At 44.1% G+C, this 22429-nt stretch carries 17 protein-coding genes; 3 read left to right on the forward strand and 14 right to left on the reverse strand.

Annotated features, from left to right (window positions below; all coding sequences use genetic code 11):
• Nucleotides 1–13: 13 nt before the first annotated feature.
• Nucleotides 14–931 carry a FecR family protein gene (locus M472_RS40015; RefSeq protein WP_021071643.1) on the reverse strand — a complete coding sequence of 306 codons (918 nt, stop codon included), beginning with the start codon at nucleotides 929–931 and terminating at the stop codon, nucleotides 14–16.
• Nucleotides 932–976: 45 nt separating this feature from the next.
• Nucleotides 977–1537 carry an RNA polymerase sigma factor gene (locus M472_RS40020; protein WP_021071644.1) on the reverse strand — a complete coding sequence of 187 codons (561 nt, stop codon included), beginning with the start codon at nucleotides 1535–1537 and terminating at the stop codon, nucleotides 977–979.
• 308 nt (nucleotides 1538–1845) lie between these two features.
• On the opposite strand from M472_RS40020, the gene M472_RS40025 reads away from it, so the two are divergent.
• Nucleotides 1846–2907, forward strand: a complete 1062-nt coding sequence (locus M472_RS40025; protein ID WP_021071645.1) for a fatty acid desaturase family protein — start codon at nucleotides 1846–1848, stop codon at nucleotides 2905–2907.
• 413 nt (nucleotides 2908–3320) lie between these two features.
• Here M472_RS40025 and M472_RS40030 read toward each other — a convergent pair whose 3' ends face one another.
• Nucleotides 3321–3734, reverse strand: coding sequence for a hypothetical protein (locus M472_RS40030; protein ID WP_021071646.1), 414 nt, complete (start codon nucleotides 3732–3734; stop codon nucleotides 3321–3323).
• 3 nt (nucleotides 3735–3737) lie between these two features.
• The gene (locus M472_RS40035) at nucleotides 3738–8744 is read right to left on the reverse strand and encodes a DUF4132 domain-containing protein (protein WP_021071647.1); all 5007 of its coding nucleotides are present in this window, start codon (nucleotides 8742–8744) and stop codon (nucleotides 3738–3740) included.
• A 254-nt stretch (nucleotides 8745–8998) separates the two neighbouring features.
• Here M472_RS40035 and M472_RS40040 point away from each other — a divergent pair, with 254 nt between their 5' ends.
• Complete coding sequence (locus M472_RS40040; protein ID WP_021071648.1) at nucleotides 8999–9706, forward strand: hypothetical protein; 708 nt, start codon at nucleotides 8999–9001, stop codon at nucleotides 9704–9706.
• A gap of 56 nt (nucleotides 9707–9762) precedes the next feature.
• On the opposite strand, the gene M472_RS40045 is transcribed toward M472_RS40040, so the two are convergent.
• The 5 genes from M472_RS40045 to M472_RS40065 are packed head-to-tail and all read right to left on the reverse strand — an operon-like array spanning nucleotide 9763 to nucleotide 14480.
• Nucleotides 9763–10458 (reverse strand): NUDIX hydrolase, encoded by a 696-nt coding sequence (locus M472_RS40045; RefSeq protein WP_021071649.1) that lies wholly within the window; start codon nucleotides 10456–10458, stop codon nucleotides 9763–9765.
• Nucleotides 10459–10467: 9 nt separating this feature from the next.
• Nucleotides 10468–11382, reverse strand: coding sequence for a cysteine hydrolase family protein (locus M472_RS40050; protein WP_021071650.1), 915 nt, complete (start codon nucleotides 11380–11382; stop codon nucleotides 10468–10470).
• 15 nt (nucleotides 11383–11397) lie between these two features.
• A complete protein-coding gene (gene nadE, locus M472_RS40055) occupies nucleotides 11398–12180 on the reverse strand; it encodes an NAD(+) synthase (protein WP_021071651.1) in 783 nt (260 codons plus the stop codon).
• Nucleotides 12170–13678, reverse strand: a complete 1509-nt coding sequence (locus tag M472_RS40060) for a nicotinate phosphoribosyltransferase (protein ID WP_021071652.1) — start codon at nucleotides 13676–13678, stop codon at nucleotides 12170–12172. The genes nadE and M472_RS40060 overlap by 11 nt, the downstream gene beginning before the upstream one ends.
• Nucleotides 13671–14480 (reverse strand): phosphoribosyltransferase family protein, encoded by an 810-nt coding sequence (locus tag M472_RS40065; protein WP_021071653.1) that lies wholly within the window; start codon nucleotides 14478–14480, stop codon nucleotides 13671–13673. Before M472_RS40065 ends, M472_RS40060 begins: the two co-directional genes overlap by 8 nt.
• A 373-nt stretch (nucleotides 14481–14853) precedes the next feature.
• On the opposite strand from M472_RS40065, the gene M472_RS40070 reads away from it, so the two are divergent.
• Nucleotides 14854–15279 (forward strand): nuclear transport factor 2 family protein, encoded by a 426-nt coding sequence (locus tag M472_RS40070; RefSeq protein ID WP_021071654.1) that lies wholly within the window; start codon nucleotides 14854–14856, stop codon nucleotides 15277–15279.
• 686 nt (nucleotides 15280–15965) lie between these two features.
• Here the strand turns inward: M472_RS40070 and M472_RS40075 are convergent.
• From M472_RS40075 to M472_RS40090, 5 genes are all read right to left on the reverse strand, one after another.
• Nucleotides 15966–16847 (reverse strand): PorP/SprF family type IX secretion system membrane protein, encoded by an 882-nt coding sequence (locus tag M472_RS40075; protein WP_081643204.1) that lies wholly within the window; start codon nucleotides 16845–16847, stop codon nucleotides 15966–15968.
• 232 nt (nucleotides 16848–17079) lie between these two features.
• Nucleotides 17080–19377, reverse strand: coding sequence for an Ig-like domain-containing protein (locus M472_RS40080; RefSeq protein ID WP_021071656.1), 2298 nt, complete (start codon nucleotides 19375–19377; stop codon nucleotides 17080–17082).
• Nucleotides 19378–19534: 157 nt separating this feature from the next.
• The gene (locus M472_RS40085) at nucleotides 19535–19945 is read right to left on the reverse strand and encodes a hypothetical protein (RefSeq protein WP_022829431.1); all 411 of its coding nucleotides are present in this window, start codon (nucleotides 19943–19945) and stop codon (nucleotides 19535–19537) included.
• A 14-nt stretch (nucleotides 19946–19959) separates the two neighbouring features.
• Nucleotides 19960–20934 carry an exosporium glycoprotein BclB-related protein gene (locus M472_RS44680; RefSeq protein WP_021071658.1) on the reverse strand — a complete coding sequence of 325 codons (975 nt, stop codon included), beginning with the start codon at nucleotides 20932–20934 and terminating at the stop codon, nucleotides 19960–19962.
• A gap of 520 nt (nucleotides 20935–21454) precedes the next feature.
• Nucleotides 21455–22336 carry a PorP/SprF family type IX secretion system membrane protein gene (locus M472_RS40090; protein ID WP_081643205.1) on the reverse strand — a complete coding sequence of 294 codons (882 nt, stop codon included), beginning with the start codon at nucleotides 22334–22336 and terminating at the stop codon, nucleotides 21455–21457.
• Nucleotides 22337–22429 lie beyond the last annotated feature (93 nt).

Genomic DNA, 22429 nt, shown 5'->3' on the forward strand with positions numbered 1-22429 from the left:
GGTATCAGTATACCTATTTTTTTAATACGATTTGATCATGCTCAAAAGCAAAGTCCAGGTTATTAATTTCGCAAAGTAACTGTACTGCTTCCAGCACACTAAGTTTGCTATCAAAGGACACTTTCGATTTAATGTCCGTATTGACATTTGGCGCCAATACGATATGCGCATCATAACTTTGATTCAATGATTCTACAATTTCACGAAGTGATTTATTTTCAAAGTTCAGACTTGGAGCCAATGTTGCATGCAGCTCTGTATTTCCGTCGGTAACTTTAACATAATCTCCCTTTTGCAGCACTGCAATTTCCTGGTGATCTTTAGAAACGAATACACGTCCTTTGTCAACAGCAACACTAAACATATTTTGCCCAGCAGAGACTTCAAACTCTGTCCCCAAGACTCGGGTTACGAACCCCTCTTCCGTTTTTACAAAGAAAGGTTTAGAATCGGATTTCACTTTAAAATAGCCGCTTCCAATCAATGTTACGCTACGTTCATCAGCGGTAAAACTCATTGCCGAAATTAATGCGTCATCTTTCAAAATGACTTCTGACCCATCCGCTAGAACAACAGTACGTTCTACTTGAGAAGTTTTAGAAATGGTTGCCAACTCTGTCACATTCGTGAGATCTTGATTAAAAAACCAAAATGCGCCAATACAGAGCATTGCCGCCGCATAAGGAATCAACTTCTTCCATAAGGGACGTACCACCCCAAAGTCTTCTTGCTTCAATAAATACTGGAGCTGCAAAAGATCATCCTCAGAAAGCTGTTGTATTTGATCGAACAACGAGGAATGTATTTCAGAGAGCTTATCTCCGTCAGGATTCTCTTTAATAAATTGTAAGAATCGAGCTCTCTTCTTCGAGCTCAGTCGGCCGTCCAAAAAATCGCGGACCATCGTATCGAGGGATTCTATCTTCTTCATATCGTACTTCTAAACGTTTCAGTTTAAGATATCCCTCATTATTTTTTAAAAATTCAATAAAACTACCAGTAAAGATAGATGAGCATAGTATTTCTCAAGATACCCCCGTACCGTTTTAGACATCTTAGTCATATGCCTTTCCAACGTTTTGATATTGATCTGAAAGCGTTCAGAGACTTCTTTATAGCTACATCCATTCAGTTTAATCTCAAAATAAATCTTACGGTAGTCATCTTTAAATGGTTCAAGTGCCTTTTCTGTTGCCTCCAACAGTTCTTTATAATACAGCATATCAGACGAGAGACTGTTTGCGTACGCTGCTTCGCTAAGATACATGCCCTCATACTTGGATTTACGGCACCGATCTATCCAAAGGTTTTTTGACACTACCTTCATAAATCCCATACGTGCTGCATCTGTTTCGAACTGAGTCCAAGCAGACCATAGTTTGGCAAAAGCCTCTTGGCTAATATCCTTAGCTGTTTCCTCATCGACCCCCATGAAAACTAATGTGAGCTTAACTTTCAAAAAGTTATCACGATAAAAACCAGAGAACTGAGTTTGTAATTCCGTATCATCCAACTGTGTAATAACAAGCTTTTCCATATAAAATAAGTACATGTTTGACGCTATACTTCACAGACGATTCATCGAGTGAGTTAGATTATAGATGGTTAATTCTGATTACAAGTATAAGACTTTAGTTTCTAAAATCAAAAATACAACAATTCCAATATTCATAAATTTTCGTTGAATACGAGCTCGGAAGCCTCTATCACTCCTCATTACCCATAATTTAACACCAATTTAACGAACTATCATGCAGGTTATTAAAGTTTTAATCGTAAGTTTACATCGTCTAGTCAATTTAGTCTGGCGTTAAATAATCAACTTACTTCCCCACTATCATTTCAATGACCCCAACCATCAAGTTCAACAATGTGAACGCGCTATTTTCGCGTGCTCTTAAAGAAAAAACCAATCAATATTTTAAAGAAACACTCCAAAAGAAAACGGGCAATCGTCGGATTTTTATCAAAGCGACCATCTTACTACTGACATTTGTCGCTCTTTACAGTTTATTGGTATTTGTACAACCACACTGGGCTATATCTATAGTACTATGTATCTTATTTGGCATCAATCTGGCCGCCATCGGTTTTAATATCATGCACGATGCAGGGCACAACTCCTTTTCGGAAAGCAAGCGCCTCAATACATTTTTATCCTATTCGCTCAATCTATTGGGTGGTAATATCTATTTCTGGAAACTAAAACACAATATCGCGCACCATACCTACACCAATATCGATGGTGAAGATCATGATATCGAGGTGAAATTTATGCGCATACACCACGATCAAAAGCTACGGAAACACCACCGCTACCAACGTTTTTACTTTCCCTTGCTCTATGGTATTTCCTACTTAGCATGGATCTTTTATCAGGATTATGAAAAGTATTTCAGACAGCGCATGGGCAATAATCCCGAAAAGTTCCATTTTCCCCTACAAGAAAAACTGATCTTCTGGACCAGTAAAATCTTCCACTTCGGACTTTTTGTAGTCGTACCAGTTCTAACTGTTGGATGGTTATCGACACTGCTCGGCCTATTGATTGCAGGAGCGGTATGCGGCATGAGCCTAGCAACCGTATTCCAACTGGCTCACGTGGTCTCCGAGACCGAGTTCAAAACCATTGATGAGGCCAAGGTAAAAGAGGAATGGATGATCCATCAGATACAGTCCACAGCCAATTTTTCAACCAAAAGCAAAGTACTCACCTGGATACTTGGTGGACTCAACTATCAGGTAGAACACCATCTGTTTCCCAAGATCAGTCACGTGCACTATCCTGCGCTCAACCGTATCGTAAGGCAGACCTGTCAAGAATATAATATTAAATATAATGAGTTCAAGTCGTTTTGGGCTGCTTTTCGCTCCCACGTGGAAGTGATCCACGCCATGTCCAGATAAAAGACTCATCTATTTACAAACAAAAGAGGCCCTGATTGAGTAATCAGGGCCTCTTGCATGGATTGCTTTCCTGAAATAAACTAAGGATAAGTAACCGAGAGTCTTCTCCGAATATCGGAGTATCTAGAAACCTAAGCTGGACTATTATTACATTGCTTATCAATAATGCTTTATTGTTTATCCTCAAGCCGGACGGGCTCATACTTTTTTTCCGCAAAAAAGTACGCAAAAAACTCGTCGCTGTACCGTATTGGCAAAACGGAAGTACATCCTAGTGCTATTGCCAATCCGCTAAGGCGACTTTTGTATAAGATGTACAGCTTCTACATCAATCGAACTCAGGTTAATACCCCTATACAGTTTGTAGACCTTCCGCTTTTGCACAATAACGTAGAAACAATACACTTGTTAACTCAATACCTCATCCCCACCAGAAAGGTCAATCGTATAAAAGCCACCTCGCTCTTATCCTGAAGCTGTATTGGGGCATCCAGCGATTTAAGCTCCATACCATCCACAAACACCACATACAGGCCATCTTCAAAAGCCTGCATCGCCGTATCTAGCGCCTTCTCTATAGCCACCTCTTCCAGGTTATCGATATCACCAAATGCAATCTTTCCGCCTTCCGCCTGTTCACCTATCTGTTGCGGATTCAGGAAGGATACCAAAGGTATCTCTTCCCTGTTCCGATTATATCGCTGTACTTCATTCTTTACACATGCCGTTATCAGTTCTTTCAAGGTAGTGGGCACCACCTCCAGCTGATAAGGGACGTTGATCACCCTCTTCTTGCCCAGTCGCTTTAACTGTAAGGTCAGCTCCATCGTTTAAGCATTAATCTGTTCCAGAATAGTCGGATCTTTGATCTTGTCGTCCTGCGCCAGGTAGCGCATTTTACTGATTATCTCAGCAGATTTTGGATCATCATCGACAAACGGTAAGAACACCCTTCCCCTATGCTGACTGTGCACCGGTATGATCGACAGCTGCCTTCCACCTTTACTCACCATACCACTGCCCAAGTGTATGCTGTACTCCGCCAACTTACCACTCACCAGGATATGACGATCTTTGACCACAATATTATCCAGGCCAAACAACTGCGCACTCTCCCTAGCTAGGGCAGCTCTCATCTCCATACTGCTATGGCTCGCTTCCGGATCCACTTCACCCACATGTGCTACAGACACCACCAGATCCATATCCCGCATTACTTCGGAAAAGATCACCGGATCAATAGCATCAAACGGCAATAAAGACCTGTCTTTTAGGGAATAGAAACAAATCAGTTCCAGTGTCGGTGCTTCCACATCCGATGGTGTAAACCAGTCTGCCATAGCAAACATCGTTACCAGATAGCCTTCTTTATGAAACACCTTCTGCAATCCCTCTTCGTAGCTCACCGTCCACCCACGTCCGCGCAATAGCGCTACCGTCTTCTGTGGCTGTATCTGATGTCCCTGATAGCGGGTCGATCGTGTGCGTTGCTCCATTTCATCTGCCGTAGGTACATACAGCTCCCGGAAGACCTGTTTGAAAGGCTGCTTCATCTCATTAACAAAGAGATAGCGCTGAAAAAGATCCCACTGTACCGAATGGAATAAATCATAAGGGTGCGCAATCACCAGTTCGTCCGTATCCGTCACCGCTATCGCCTTACCATCGGTATCCATCAGACCCAACTCCGACCAGAAGCCTGCCTTTTGTGTCTTGGGCATATACAGCACCAACTTACTGAGCATCGCCCTCACGATCGGGTGTTCCATAATCTGCCTCAATTCAGCCACCGAGTACCTGTCCCTTCGCAGCATCGAATTTTCCAACGCCAGCTTAGTTCTCGAAAACTGTTTCGTCAGATACGTTTTTCCATCTTTCAGTGCTTCAATAAGCTTGTTCTTCTTGTATTTATCCGGAACACTCTTCAGCGCTTTATCCTTTCTGCTCACCAGCAGATCCGCCTTACCTTCCTCATTAACGACCAATTCCACCCGCACATCGTCCACCTCGACCACCGACTCCTGCATGATCTGCTGCGTAGCCTTGCCTTCCATCGCCCATACAAAACGTATGCTATCGTCAAATCCCGCATTCCGTGCTAGGTTATCCATTCCAATCTCTACCGCATTCTTTTCACTCTCCTGCCGTTGCGCGCCAAACTGCTTGCTTTCCTTGAGGAAAGTCTGCAATATATTATACCTTTTCAGCAGATCTGCCTCCGGGTTAGCTTTGGATATAGGAATCAGTCCCAATGCCATGACATAGTCCTTATCACGCTTTTCATTGATCTTTTTCAAGGTCTCCGTAATCTTGGTTTCCCCCAATAGTACCGACGAATAGGTTTTCACCCGACGGTAGCCCATACCATCCGACAGGTACTTGGCCGATTCGTGCAGCAATTTCCAATTGGCCTTGCCCAGGTTAGCATACACCCGCTTGAACCAATCAATATCGATCGCTCCCTTTTGGAAGTCATTACGAGGCACGTTCGAATAGCGCGACAGAATAGTTTCCTTTTCGGCATCCATATAATCCGTCGTATGCGCCAGGAACCACCATACGGCCTCTTCCAGACTCGGGATCTGCATATAGTCCCCCAGCCAGTCCGCCCATTGCGTAGCGTAACAAGATACCTCCACCAGTCGTTTCTTCTCTAGTTTACTGGCTTTAAGCTGTTTCGCAAATTCTCCAAAAAGCTCCTCTTCCGCAGGGCGGCATTTTTTTAGGATATGGCTAAACGTATACTTCTTGTCCGTCCCCCCGCCGTAGCTGTACCCCCGATCAAAATTCTCCTTTCCCATACGCTGCAGTACCTCAAAGAAATAGCTGGTCCCTTCCACCTGCTGAATCTTAGCCATATAAGGCGAAGCTTCCGTCGGCATATCGCCTCGTTCCAGTTCGACCGTCAACATATTTTTCTTCAGCAGACCGTTGATTTCCGGCATGGTATAATGCTTAAGGCGTTGTGTATGATAATTCTGCCCCCCATCCAACAGGAAAAACAAATCCTTATTCAAAAGGGATAGAAATAGCAGATCATCGTTATGGATCAACTGCAGGCTATACGCTTTGAACAGCAGTTCAAAACCGGGAATCTCCACTTTTATGCTATTAGAAGTGTCAAATACCTTATTTAAGAAAGGTACCACGTCCTGTATCTTTTCGATAGGTTGGCCTTGCGCCAACTGCTGAGCGGTGATATATAACCGCACTTGATACAGGCGCAACAATTGCTTTTCATCATAGTATGCGTAATCATCATCCATGATCGGATAGAACATCGCCCCTATCAGATCAGTCCACAGCAGCTGCTGGTTATAATAATACTCGACATTATTAAAGGTCATACCTTTCAGTTCCTCCGAAAAGCGAGCTATGCTATCCTCGAGGACATCCAACTTGTACGCTGTCCATGTCGGTTTATCTGCATACGCATCCAACAGATGCGTCAATATCGTTATTATCTTGTTCGAATCACTGTAATAGAAATAGTTGACCTTATCATAATTAAGACCTTCAAATTCAGGAATGTATTGCCGTTGAAATGCTTTTAGATCCGCTTGAGTCTCTTGCCTGTTGTATACACTTCTGATGTACCATATTACAGCATAAAGCTCAAAATCATTGAGTCCGGCTTCCTTATACCAAGACTTCCAAAGATCAGCCAAAGGCAGGTTATCCAGCCGCTGCATCGGGTCACTGCCCTCTTCCAACCGTTTTAGATGGGTTATCGAATTCATCAGCATTGTGGTTTCCTGAGATCCCTGATACCCTTCGTAGGTATATTCTGTCTTCCTGTTTTCGTCAAATAAGGCATAGAGCTTATTCATCCCTTTGACGGTCTTTTTGACATCGATCAGTTCTGGGAAAAGAAAATCAGACTTCTTGAAGCTCAGCAACTTCTTTTTAGGTTCTTCAAACTGAAGTTTCGGCAATCTGAAATCCGTCAGTCCACTATAGTCTATCACACCAAAACCATTCGCCAATGTAAACGCTGCTCCCTGAGCAGTATGATCCAGTTTGGCCAATAAAATAGATTCGTTCTTTCCGACCTTCCGTGCAGCGTATTTATCCTTCTGCTCTAGAATAAAGTCCGCCCATTCTGCTTTATCCTGCAACATCGTCAGCATTTCGAGACCACCCAGGCGCTGATCTACACTCGACGCAACCAATAAACGTGACAACACATCTTTTAAGGTATCCGTTGGCTGCTGCAGCAACAGACCCATCGAAGCCTGCCGCAATTCCTTTCCTTTACGTGTCAGCAAACTCTCCAATAAGACAATGTCTTCTGCAAGAACAGATACCGAACGCATGAGATTAATCCCTGTAAACGAGACCGAGGTATTCCGATCCACTATCGCCTGACGGATTACCTGGCGTTGCCAATCATCCTCTTGGAGATCCATATGGCTAATCTTTCCTCCATTACTTTGGAACGACCAGCTGTAGGTATAATGATCCGGGAATAACTTGCGCATCAGCCTTTCGCGCGAGCTCGATGGAACCGCGGCCAGGTCATTTGCCAATAGCACAAACTGATGCGGCTGCAGGTAGTCAAATAAGCCATCATATATATATTCCGGCTTTATGGTATAACTCTTCCACGAGAATCCTCTCTCTGTATAGGTCTTTCCAGCAGAGGGCAACTTGGCGGCAGTAGCGATATATTTCTCCAATAGTGTGTCCGACATATCGTGCTTAAATAAGTTGACCAGCAGCCAGTAGTCCAACTCGATATCCTCGCCCACATGTGCTTCGGCATAATCGATCAGGTCTGAATTCGTCCGTTCGGTCTCCCGCATAAAAAACAGCGCAACCAATTTGGATTCCAAAGCACTCCTTTCATCCGTAACTACCCGAACAACAGCTGAATTAGCTTCATCCACATCGACTATTGCTTTCGACCATAGGGCGACATACAATTCCAGATTATCCTTACTCTGCAATGCGCCTTCGACCTGCTCAGGCTGATCCAAAAACTGAAGCGCCAACTCCAGCGTCCGCTTTATCGTAGCGGCCTTTGGAGCCTCCCATCCAAACCCAAACCAGGTATCCACGGCTCGTACCACCGACGAAAAACGCACCAGATTATGCTCCAGGATCAGGCGTATAAAACGCTTCAGCGCTTTAACCGAAGTAAAGTCCAGTGTTTCCAGTATGGTCTGCCGCAATCCCTCCTGCTGCTGTGCTGCCAATAGCACCTTCTCTACCAACAAATGGTTAGCATCATCCTCCGTCAAGAGCAAGGCCCTTATCAATTCTGTCGATACCCCACCGATCTCATGTTCCCCTAAAAATATCTCCTCCAGCAAAGGATAATATTTCTGCGGTTCATCCATCAATAATAAGGCATAATACAGACCGATGTCCTGCACATTCTGATACACATCGTATTGCATCTGATCCAGCGGATCCATCGTATTAAAAGAAGTGTAACCACCATAATACAGGGAGTTCAAGCGCCCCAGCTTCGTTTTGGAATACGCCCGTGACGGATCTATCCGAAAGGGTCGCCGACTATACCGATCCTGAAAAGGAAGATGATCCATAAAATCCCATATCCGGACGATATAAGGCCCCATCTTAGCGCCGAACAATAAGTTTGCAAGCTCCCCTCCCTCCTTTGTATTCCAGGGATTGTTTTTTGGATCCGTACCAAACTGCTCCTGATAAATACGGAAATTGGCACTGTAATCATAGTATTCAGACAACTGGTTGCTTATATAAAGCCCCAGTATTCTATAGGGTTCAGAAAACCGTTCAAAATCTTCTTTAGGAATAGAGATCCTATCGTGTTTGTTTATAAATTCTCTAGCTTTCTCAGCAGGGATCATATGTTGTAGTTATTAAGTTGAAAATCGAAATATAATGTCCACCCTAAAATAGCGAATTAATTGGATGGCTAAGAAAATAAATCTTACTAGACAATCTACGAAAAATACCACATACCGATCGGTTCGGTCTTATATTCGCACGAAGTGGTTTACGATTCGTGTTTTTCTCTCCGGCGTATGCTCACAGAGCCGTTTTAGTTTATTATATAATAATAAACTAAAACGCTATATTGGCCGATTATTAACCAAATTTCATGAAGATAACAGCTACTTTGCTTGTTTTGGCCGCACTGATCAGCATCGCTTATAGCCAAGAAACAAAATTTCTCATTGAGGCAGGTGGGAATTACAGAAACAAAAAGAACACCGAGCTTCCCAATGAACACAAAATTAAGAGGGATATGAAATCCAGCACTGGTTCACTAGTCACACAAATCGGCTACAGACTGGGTAAAAAATCCTATTTAGGATTAGCGTACAAGCACCTACACGCCACACAGGCTGAAGACAGGCGAGACCAGTACAGCAAAGAAGTACTCATTACCCTTAGAGATGACGAGACCAGGGAAAACAGCTATGGCCTGTTTTATCGATACTATATCGCCCCCATAGACCTCCACAGATGGAATGCTTTTGCGGAAGTCTCTCCAGGTACATCATTTAAAAAACGTACGGTAGAAGGCTTATCCATTATGAATGACAAAGATTTAGACAAGATCACTCTTCCTATGCACCTTGGATCCTTTGAAGAATATCGTGAAATAAACTGTGATCTACGATTAGGTACATCTTATCTATTATCAACTCATTTTCTAATCCAACTATCCATACACGCTGTTGCCAATCTAAAATATTCTTCCAAATCTGCGCGAGTTCCAGGATCTTCATTGCCTAAACCTACATTTCAATTATTTGATTCACCGTTATCAAACACCTATCTTTCTTTAGTCTATAAAATTTGAGATAACTGTTTATGAATACAACAATCCCATTTCAACAGCAATCCCCCTTCTTTTCCCTACACTTCGAAATAGAATCCCGATTCCTTGAGCTTTTTATATTTTTCTTTGTTAAAACTGTAAATCTTAGCGGCTGTACTCCCTCTGTCCAACTGTTTCGCACTATGATCGACCAATAATCCCATACCAAGTATCTTCTTTCTAAAATTGCCCCGATCTATGCTACGTTGCAGAATAGTCTCATAAAGCTTATGCAGCTCAGGCATGGTAAATTCTTCAGACAGCAATTCGAAGCCAATAGGTTCGTACCGAATTTTTCCCTTTAACCGGTCTACAGCGACTTCCAGTATTTTTTTGTGGTCAAATGCCAACTCGTTAATTTCATCCAATCTGAACCACTGCACATCAGCTATATCCACTCCGGCCTGAGCCACATAATCCGTAGATTTGACCAATGCGTAATAAGCGATACTAATGACGCGATACCTTGGATCCCGTTGTACCTCCGAAAAGGTATACAGCTGTTCCAGAAAGATATCCTTCAAACCAGCCTCTTCCTGCAGTTTCCTACGTGCGCAGTCTTCCGCAGTTTCCATTTCCTGGATGAAACCACCTGGAAAGGCCCATTTACCCATGAAGGGTTCAATACCCCGTTTAGTTAGCAACACTTTGATTTCGCCCCTATCAAAACCGAACAAGACACAATCCACTGTCACAGCAGGTCTCGGGTATTTATACGTATATTCCTTCTCCATAGTTATCTCTTACAATGTCACATCTGTCGATTTTTGGATCTGTATCCCATATTTTTCCTGCAGTAGCTTAAACTGTTCCATCGTACCGGCTTCAAATCCCGCTATAGGCGACATACAATCTTCCAACAACGTGATACGCGATGTAATCTCCCTTTCATCTTTATAATATTCCAGAATCTGCTCTAGAGAGGCCAATACGCAGTGACTAGAAGCCTCTCCTGCTAAATAGATCGCATCATATTGCCCTACTGCATCCAATACCGTTTGATTCACATAACCATCCGTATCGTACTCGGCTTTGATAATACCGTACATCTCGGTATACGGATTCTGTCCTTTATAAATCATCTGGGGAGCACAGTCCCGTGCGGTAGCGTGAAAATAGAGCATCTTCGTAAATTCACTTTCCAATTTTGCACCGAAAGTACCTTCCAAACAGTGGTAAGGCCATATACAGAGCTGCTTTTTATTCCCCATCTCCAGGTTACGGAGATATTCCAGCGAACGCTCCGTCTCTCCGTTTGCCACTTTCCAGCGTCCCGACTCCACATCCTCATAGGTAATCAATGTAAATCGCTCGGGACGGTTCCCTTCTTCATCTATCCACCAACTCGCATGGAACACCTGCTCTACCGAGTGACAGTCCAGACTGCATATCACCTGCGTGAGGCCCTCTATATTGTGGTACATCCACTTCGTCAGCCTTCCCACATCACCACGAGATCCCGGCACAGCCAAGCTACCGATATCTTCCATAAAATCATTCTGTATATCTATAGCGAGCAACAAGTTGCGCTTGCTATCCTCCACAGCAGGTTTACTATTCTCCGCCTCTGCCAATGCGATGATTGCACCTAAATTCTCTTTACTGTCACGCGAAGCAATACGTGTTGCATCGACAATCTGTTCGTATCTTGTTTTCATGCTCTAAGTATATTATTAAACGTTGTAAATAGGAACCGTAGCAAATTTGTGCGCAGACATCGCCATTCTACTACGGATCAGGTCATCGATAGACGTATCGCCAGAACTTCCTTCCAATATAAAGGCGTCGATCTGTGCATAAGACATCCCCAGCTCATCCTCATCCGTCTGCCCCTCCCATAGACCAGCCGAAGGTTTCTTATCTACAATCGAATCCGGCACCCCAAGATATCTTGCCAAGGTATACACCTCCTGCTTAGTCAGCATTCCTAACGGATTCAGATCCGAAGCCCCATCGCCCCATTTGGTAAAATAACCCACTGTACGCTCCGCCATATTTCCTGTGCCGATCACAAACCGGCTACCAAGCTGTGCCAATTGATAGAGATACGTCATCCGCACCCTTGGTCTTATATTAGCGAGACTCAAGGTTCTATTCGCATCGGTCACGCCTTCCAGCATTGCCTCATCACCCACCGCAATGGCATCAGCAGCAGGCTGAATATCGAAGACCGAGTACTTAAAGTCAAACTTCTCAATAAGCTCCATAGCGTGTTGATAGCTACTGGTGTTTTTCATATCACTACCATACGGCATCATCACTAAATAGACATCCACTCCAGCCCTATGGCACAGGCAGGCTACCACACTACAATCAATACCCCCGCTCATTCCGAGGACGACACCTTTACGATTTGCGGTCTTCACCTGTACAGTGATCCATTCCGCTATGCTATCCGCATATTGTGCTACATTTTCATCATTGATGACAAATGGCTTGTTCAGATTATTTTCCATATACACGATTTGATTCCGTTGTCAATCTATTTCTTATTTCCTCAAAATTATTGGTGAATACAAACTCACCGTCCCTATAAAAATCCTTCAGGAGATTATCCTCTTCCAGATCCTGTATAGATTCCGGATTAAGGTTGTCGATCAGTCTGTAGTCGTTATCCCTGAAAACCACTGCCACCATACCCTTCTGTGATTTCTTAAAATTGCCCGTATCTGTTGCAGGCCGCTTCTGTATCGCTTTGAACTGGCCGTCTACCTCTTCGGCAGTACCTTTTAGGGCAAATCCAAACGTATCCCGTGTTACATACTGATAGGTGTACGAGCCGACACCCAATATCGCATTGGTCGAGGCAAAACCTTTATCCACCAATCCCTGACAGATCTTACCTGCACGTTCCACCGTAATCGAATCGCCATACACCACGCCGATATGTGAATCCAGTTCCCTATATCCCTTAGCATTCACCTCGCCGCCAAATATTTCAAATAAACGTTCTACTATTCCCTTCCGTACGGTTTCTCGATCTGCATCTCGGTCTCCACAGATAATCTGTACCGGATCACCACTGTCCGGACGGATCACGACCTTACCCGATCTGGCCATAATAACATCTTTCAATTGCGGTAGGACATTATCCACGACATTCCACAGATCATAGGTATCTGATACAATAGAGATATTACCACTTGGATACACTTCCGTAATTAAGTGCCTGAAAGCTTCAACCTCCTGTTCCCCATAGGAACACATCACACTATGTTCGGTGGATGGTGTATACATCAGGACATCGGCTCTGGCTTCATAAAAAGCTTTGAGGTAAGTGCGGACAGGAAGTGTCGCAGACACCGAAAAACTAAGCAAATGTCCTCCTGCGGTACGGTAGGCGGTCTCCGGCGAACCCATACCTCGCATTGAGAAATCTCCAGCCTGCGTACGCACTTTCTCTACATCTCCACTTATTGCAGCGTAGTGCATCAACACCCTTTTATAGCTATCTGCGATGGTCGCTGCTGTCATAGGTGACCAGATATAAGCCGACAACTGGGTTTCCAGATATCCCGGTAACCAAAAGAAGTCGGGATGTGTATTCTCTATCGTAAACATAGGAACACCGACAGGAACCAGACTTCCTTCTCTTAACGCCTTTATTTTGATAGGCAGATAACCTAATCGGTGCAAAGCCCGGATATGCGATGAACTATGCGTCTGCGCAAAATTTGCATTGGTATGGGCGAAAACCTCTCGTATAGCCTCTTCATACTCTTCGACAACAACATCCTCAGGTTGATCGAAAAAGAACGTCTTGAACGAATTCGTCATTTCGGCCAATGCGCCCTGCAGTCCGAAAAAAACCACATGACCGATTCCCTGAATACGCGACATACGGGGAGTCCATGTTTCGTACACCCAGTTTGTCTTTGCCGGATATTGGTCCTTATGGCATAGTTTATAACCATCTGTCCACAGAATAGGATTTTTACTGATTGGATTAAACATAGTCTTCGATATTAATGGTGATATATTCTATTTTAGGATGTACCTCATTCATCATTGAAGTACTTGTAAATATCTTTTCCAGAGGTGAACCTTCATTCAGAAGCTTCCCGGATAATACTCTTCGTTCGCAATGTGTAACCAGGAGATAGATTTCAGATGCTCCCATTTCCTTAAGAATCTCTGCGGCGCCTAAAAAAGTACCGCCCGCCGAACAAAGGTCGTCCACAATGATACACTTGGCCCCGATAGGAACATTTCCTTGTTTGAGAATCATATTCTCAATACGCCCTGTCTGCGGATTACGGGTCTTATCAAATACACAACAGTTTGCATACCCTGCTCCTTCATACCGAGCTGCCGCCCCTTTATCGGGAAATACAACCCGATCTTGATCGGTAAAACCAAGTTCCGCCATCACTCGAGGCAACCAGTCCAAGGCTGGATATATAGCTTCACTGTTATTAAGGAGCTGTGTGGTTTTCGCCGAATGGGGTTCAATCACGTACACTTGATCAAAAGCAAGACTATTGATAAACTGGCTGACATAATTGAGTGTAAACAGATCACCTTCTATCTTACGGTCCATACGACTATAAGGCATATAATTGATGACCAGGCGACATCTTACCTCCGCTTCGTCCAACCGTTTCTTTACAAAAAGCAACTTGATGAGGTCGCCGTCCTCCTGATAAGTGAACTGAACAAGATTATCCGCTGAAATCAAATGATCAAAATCTTTCACTTTAGTCTCTCCATTTGGAAACTGCTCTGTGATTACTGGCTGTTTGTTAAGTAGAATCATAGGTATCTGTTCATTAAATTTACACCTTGAGTATTTTTTACTCAACAAATATGGGCATAAGATCTGAAACCTCCAAACATATTGAGTAAAAAATACTCAAATAAAAATATTCAGTAAGAAAACTATCCTATGGCAAGATAATGCAGCACCCTTGTATGTTTTTGATTTCTCAATCCAGCACAGTTTTTTTCACCGAAACAATCGCTGATTTCGCCGAAAAATAAAATCACTTGGTCGAAAGGCCATTTCCAATCTGCCTATACTGCCCTACTTTTGAATCAACAAATAAAACAAATAGTAGATGCAACCTTAGGAAAAGAATCAGCGTCTAACATAATAACAGAACGAAAGACAATTAAAACAAATCACTCAGATGAAAAAGACTATCGCTACCATCGCAACTGTATTCGCATTAGTATTCGGACTTAACGCTTCGGCCGCAGAATCAGCTAATCCACTCAAGAAGTTAGACAGCAAAGAAATCGCGCTTACCTACCTTCAGGCTATCTCTACAGGTAATACTGAGTACAATAAATACCTTTATACTTCGGACTTTGAATACTCCAACGCTATAAACAATCAGACATTTGGCAGATCCCAATACCTTGCATTTCTAAATGCAAATAAAGGATTGGTATACAACTGCAAGACAACCTACGAGATTATGGATCAGACAGGCAATACTGCAATAGGCAAGGCTACAATGAAGTTTGAGAAATTCACCCGTATCGACTATATCACTATGGTACAATCTGCTGAGGGCTGGAAAGTAAGCAAAGTGGTAACGACATACCCATAGTATTCAGGAATCCTCAAACTGAGGAAGTCTTCATAACGAGTTTATTTTAATAGGTATTCAGGAACCTTCAATAAACTGAAGGTTTTTGTTTCAACCTAGGCCCGCAGGAGTGTGGGCTTTTTTTTTGAATAAAGATTAAATCTTAAAAGCAAAAGGGTTCAGACATATCTGAACCCTTTCTCGCTTTCTTACGCTATCCTTTTTTTCCGTTTCTAAGTTTCTTCTTTCAAATAGACCCTTTGCCTATTCTTTGCGGATATAATAATCAAGCATTTATTTTATACCTCCTAACTTAAGGAGACTCTTGCGTTGCTCTTTAGTATAAGAACGCATTGTATTTTGAATTATTGTGCTGAACTTTATTTTTTTCCGATCCCCTCTGTAACCTTCTCCCCCTAACCAACTACTCTTAAGACAGACTGCTTCTCAGGCTACCATTGACAGATTAGCTAAGGTGAATTCGCAAAAACTATCTCGTCATCCCGACCGTAGTGGAGGGATCTACAAGCTATATATTAACCCTATGCAGTTAATAGACCTTTCCACGAGGTTCCTGAGGTAAACTCGGGACTCCGCGAGAGCCTGTTCCGCCTTTGCGGAATGACGTTTACTTTTACTGTCTTCAAACCTCCGCTGTGTTTGTTTAAAAAACTTACCTCTCGCAGTGACGGACAGTGTCCTTATTCCTACAACAACCCCATTCCACCTATACGATAGCGAAAGCCCACCTCATGGGTATTGGTCGATATCTTTTGGTTCAGTGTATGGCCATTGACGCTAAATTGATAACTGTAGCCTATTCCGAAGTTGCCAAAATTGAGCTGCATCAGCCCCGATAGATCGCCTTGATTCTGTACGCCCATACCCAATCCGATCTTTGGTCCCACAAAGACCATGGCATTGATGTCATAACGGGGCGACATCTCCTGCATGTGGCTCACCAGGAATGAAGGGCGCAGCTTGAAAGTATCGTCCAGGCGAATCAGCATACCACCAGTCACATAGATCACATCGCGGAACTCATACTCCCGGTCTGTATTCCGCTTCAGCGAGAAGCGTGGCATGGATACCCCAACATAAAATCGATCCTTCTGATAATACGAGGTACTCACACTCAGCACGCCTGCCGTACCCCGCACATCTTCCGAGAAGGCAGGATCCTGATCGTCCAGCTGACGGTAGTTGCCCTCGTAGAATAAGAGCCCTCCGCCCATGGACAGGCTCAGATATTCATTCTCCCCAAGTTGTACTGCCTTGGCCGCATAGGCCGTAATTTCATTCTCGCGAACTACACCCAACGACGCATGCTTGAAATCCCCTCCTATGGCTAGTCCCAGGTTCTTCACCATACCATGCCCCGATACCCATACCGATTTCGGTGCTCCGTCCACACCCGTCCATTGGCTACGGCCCAAGGCAGCAAAACTGCCTCCCTGATCCATGGTACTCAACGAAGAGTTAAAACTGTTGCGCAATTGGCCAAATTGATTGTAGCTCACCCCATGCTGTGCCATACCGCACAGTGGCAGCAGAGATAGTAGGGTTATAATTGTATTTTTTGTTATCATGTTGTATTGTTATGTAGTTATGGAGGTTACGTAGTTATGTTGTTATCATGTTATCGAGCTTGGTGTCTTCCAGTTTATCTGAATCCTGTTTTTTCATCGGGATTATTTAGTTAAGGAGTTATACAGTTATGGAAGTCATCACCTCCATAACTTGTATAACCTTATAACCTTACAACCTAACTTGTTCACTCGCGTAGTGAAACGAAGTCCCGATTCATCGGGATTAACTTCTTCACCTCCTAATCACAAAATACCCTTTCTCCCGTTTCCATACACCATTATCCTTCACATCGACATAATAGAAGTACGTGCCATCACGGTGGTCTCTACCGAAGAACACCTTATCCCTGTTATCGTAGCCCTCGATCTCGGCCAGTACAGAACCGTTCTTATCAAAGATGGTCACCTTGTTTTCCGGATAGTCACGGATAGCTTCGATCATCAGGAATTCGTTGTTACCATCACCGTTTGGCGATAACGCCTGATGCACACGTATTGGCAATGCGGCCGAAGCATCATTGACCACACGCACCGAGACCGTCACCGGACTTGCTGCTTCATAGTTTTCATTACCGGATTGCGTAGCTGTAATACGCACTGTACCCAGGTGGTGAACATGTAATTCTGTACCCGATACTGTAGCCACCATCGGATCATCCCCGGTCAATGTCACAGGAAGTCCACTGCTACTCTGTACATCCAGAGCAACTTTACCGGCATCACGTCCCAATACTGCTGGTGCGACAAATGTAATCGTCTGTTTCACCTTACGGATCAACAAGGTCGCTGTAAAGATTTCACCAAAATAATTCTGTGTCTCTGCTATAACCGCTTTCACTTCATAACGACCAGCATTAACCTTATCATTATTTTCATAGACCACCTTCACTCCAGATGGAAGTTCACCGCTTAGCTTGATGGACTGAACAGTACCATCGTAGACCCAGTCTTTATTAGGCAGATTAAGCCCCGACAAGGTAGCTTTCGTAACTGTCAACTGTCCCACCAAGTTCTTCGGTGTATACCCTGGTGCCGTCAATTTCACTTCAACAGTCTGACTTCCTGCGTTTGTACGCTCATTATTGGTAAAAACCACATCTGCACCCGCTGGGAGTACCCCCTGTAGCGTCAGTTGCTTAGCCGTACCATCGTAGGTAAAGTTTTGATCCAGCAGATCTACTCCCGTAAACAGTTTCGTAGCCACCGTAATGGAAAACGCAGACAAACTTGCTGTAAGCGTGCCGTCCGATACCGAAATCATGATTCCTGAGGTGGTCCCCACATCCGCATTGCTCGGTGTACCTGTCAACCTGCCAGTAGCAGGATCAAAAGTTGCCCAACTAGGCTTGTTCATTATACTGAATGTCAATACATCCCCATCGACGTCATTTGCTGCTGGCGTAAAACTATAGGTTGCATCCTGATCCACCGTAGTAGTAGGCGTACCGGTTATCAAAGGAGCATGATTTACGGACTTAAGGACCGTATTTGTAGCGGGACTTCCCACATTACCAAAATCATCGGTGAGGGTCACACTCAGGCCGAGGGTACCGTTTGCTAAGCCAGACACATCGATATTGGAGACCTGTTGCGTTGCCGTACTAATCGTCCCACTGCCTGTAATAGGCGTTCCGCCAGCGCTACTTAATATTTTATAACTAAACGCAGCTCCCACTTCCGCACCGCTAAAGGTAAAACTCAGAGCAGTGTGATTGGCTAGCGTAATATTGGCCTGATCAATAGACACGCTATATCCCGAAGGAACCTGCGTATCTATATCTATCGGTTGTTGCATAGATGAGGCACTATTGCCAATTCCGACAATATTAGTAAAAGCATTGGCAGTGACAGCAACGGAACCGAGCCCCTTGCTATTGTCAGTTGGTGTAAAGGTTGCCATATAATTCAATCCACTACCTGACAAACCGGAAATAGTACCACCTGTGGCCACGATATCCATTATCGTGAAGTCTGTACTGGCTTCACTCAGCGTAAAGGTAATAATGGCTGCTTCACCGGCTTTCAACCTACTCATATTACTCGTAATAGCCACTGTAGGTGGCGTGAGGTCAACTGCTGTCGCGGTGATATACTGCAAGTTTACGGGAGCTTCAAATTCATATTCCAACACCCCTTTAGGCGCATCTAGAGTCGTTCCGTAGACAATCGTCATCGGTCCACCAGTTGTTTGCGCATAAGCCAACCGCAACGTATTTGCTGGATTACTGCCTACTGCAACCGCATCATAATAAAAAAGCACTTTACCTGTAAACGCGAGCGGTGTACTTAAAGCATATACTTGGTTTATAGAAGATGTCCCATTATCAGATATCGGTGTGGCCGACCGCTGGAGCGTGGGTAGCTTTAAGCTCCCCGTCGGCTTCAACGCCAATCCATTTACGGACAGCGTCGCTCCATCTTTCACCCAAAGGCCATTACTGCCTACCGTGAGCTGGGCCAATACAGGAGTATAACATAAAAGGTAATTGCATAAAACAAGCAACACCCCAAAGCAACGGGAATATTTCATTTAATAATCAGTTTTAAAGACATTTATAATTCGTCATCTTACCCTTTAATTTGATACTTTATAAATAAAGAAATCGGCGGTACTATTTCTTAGTGTTCCAGAATCTAAGTTCGAAGAATCAGTCAATCCGAAAGATATTCTGTCCCCTCCCTGAAAACTAAAAAGAACTTTCAAGCGAAACCCAGCTACCATCTCCACGCAGAAAAGTACCTTGACCCGCAGAACCCGTAGCATTTAACTTCCCCATATCAACAGCCTTATTAGCTATCTTTGCAGCGGTAACAGCACCGTCAGCTATGGTAGTCACTCCTGTAGCACTGAGGTGAATATCTCCTGCCAATGTTTGAGGGCTTTGCGCTGCATAGGGTGCTGTTGCTCCCGTTAAATACACCTGCCCGCCAGCTATGCCATTGGCGAGCCCTCCGCTCAAGGCAGCCCAGCTGCTACTGTCATAAAAATAAAACCCCGGCATATCGTCCGTTTGATTGATACCTACATTATTCTGCGCTTTTGTAGCTACAGCTGTACAAAGCATAGCCCCTACTGTGCATAGAAATATTTTTTTCATAATTAAGTGTATTGTTAATTTATGGCAAGGCCAGCACCGACATAACCCGAAAGATTAGATGCGATATCTATTCCTGCCACGACATCAGCCCCAAAAACCAACATCAACCTTGTTCCCGCAGTCACTGGTATAGATAAGCCCGTTGTCGTTCCATTACACGTATCACCAATAGCCATAAGACCTGTTAATCCAGGTGCCATCGTCACGAAAGCGCCTGGGATTGGGGTAAACCCGCCATTGTTATCGCCCATATACAATTGGGCCGAAATATTCAGCGTCGAACCTATGAAAGAATACGCATTCGAAGAACTAAAGAATCCTGACAAGGAGGTTATTACTCCATCTCGCGGCACTACAAAAGCCATGTTTTTCCCCCCAGCACTATTCATGTTAATAATTCCACCTGATCGATTTAAACCAGAAACACTATTCCCAAATCCCACTGCTGCCATTTGATTTCCAATTCCACCAAGTGTAGTTGTCAGGTTGATCGCTTCTCCGGAGGCAAAAGGAATGATAGTTCCTCCTCCCGTTCCCGTAGATCCCGTATCCCCCTTGGCCGCTATGACCTTATAGGCGGCACTCGCGCCGGGGGTTCCCGTAGGTGCGTCAACATTGGCCACATATGTACTTCCATTGTAAGTAACAACCTGTCCCTGTTTATATGTAGCGGACTCTGCAGCATTATATGTTTTTGTGTCGGCAAATGGGTTTTCACCCGCGGCCAGTCGTTGCCAGGAGGTACCGGTGAAATAATAAAATCCCGGCTGACCATCCGTTTGATAGATCAGCAATCCATTTTCCGGAGCAAGCGGACGATTGGCTTCCGCGATACGAGGTATCAACACGCCTTTATTATTCGACTTTATCTCTAGCTCCGCCGATCCGTGCGGCACTTCGACACCTATACCCACTTGCCCTATAGCAGCGGTAGAACAACAAAAAAGACATACCCCTATCAAGGTGCTGAGCGATAATTTTTTATTCATGGTAAATTTAACTTTGTTAATAATCGTATTCAGTCAAATAATTTTTCGTGCCTATACCAAGGTCAGAAGCACCTTAAAAAAATAAGAACCGAAAATATTTAAAATCTAGCTTTTTAGAAAATTTTTAGGGGGGACAATTTGGGGACAAATGCAAAAAAGTGAGGTAATGGCACTTAGACGCACATTCCTATAGACCAAGATAGATCTATACATCGCCCTAAGTGATATAGAATCTTACAGCACCACTATCATTTCGAGGTGTGCTAAGATAACCTCTCAACAGACTGCTTTCCACTCGCAGTGACGGACAGTGTCCTTTTATCTTGTTAACTTGTTGTCTTGTTATGCAGTTAAGGAGTTAGGTAGTTATACACTTATGGAAGTCATAACCTCCATAACTTTTATAACCTAACCTTCTAACTTGTTCACCTGCGTAGTGAAACGAATCCCCGATTTTCATCGGGATTATCTCGTTAACTCCATAACTTGTTAACTCGATAACTTGTTCACTTCGTCACTCCTACAACAACCCTATTCCACCTATGCGATAGCGAAAGCCCACCTCATGGGTATTGGTTGATATCTTTTGGTTCAGTGTATGGCCGTTGACGCTGAACTGATAACTGTAGCCTATACCGAAGTTGCCAAAATTGAGCTGCATCAGCCCCGACAGATCGCCTTGATTCTGTACGCCCATCCCCAATCCGATCTTTGGTCCCACAAAGACCATGGCATTGATATCATAACGTGGTGACATCTCCTGCATATGACTCACCAGGAATGAAGGACGCAGCTTGAAGGTATCGTCCAGGCGGATCAGCATACCACCAGTCACATAGATGACATCACGAAATTCGTACTCCCGGTCTGTATTCCGCTTCAGCGAAAAACGAGGCATCGACACGCCAACGTAAAACCGATCCTTCTGATAGTATGAGGTACTCACGCTCAGCACGCCTGCCGTACCGCGCACATCTTCCCAGAAGGCCGGATCCTGATCGTCCAGCTGACGGTAGTTGCCCTCGTAGAATAAGAGCCCTCCGCCCATCGATAGACTCAGGTACTCATTTTCCCCAAGTTGTACGGCCTTTGCAGCATAGGCTGTAATTTCATTCTCACGGACCACACCCAGTGAGGCATGTTTAAAATCTCCTCCTATGGCCAGTCCCAAGTTCTTCACCATACCATGCCCCGATACCCATACCGATTTCGGTGCTCCGTCCACCCCCGTCCACTGACTACGGCCCAAAGCCGCAAAGCTTCCCCGTTCGTCCATGGTACTCAACGAAGAGTTAAAACTGTTGCGCAATTGACCAAATTGATTGTAGCTCACCCCATGCTGTGCCATACCGCACAACGGCAGCAAGAACAGTAGAGTTATAATTGTATTTTTTGTTATCATGTTATGTTGTTATCTAGTTATGTAGTTAACAAGTGATCATGATAGCACGGTCACTCGTTAACTTGTTCACTCGCGTAGTGAAACGAAGCCCCG

It is taken from the genome of Sphingobacterium paucimobilis HER1398, assembly GCF_000416985.1.
In the GTDB taxonomy this organism is placed as follows: domain Bacteria; phylum Bacteroidota; class Bacteroidia; order Sphingobacteriales; family Sphingobacteriaceae; genus Sphingobacterium; species Sphingobacterium paucimobilis.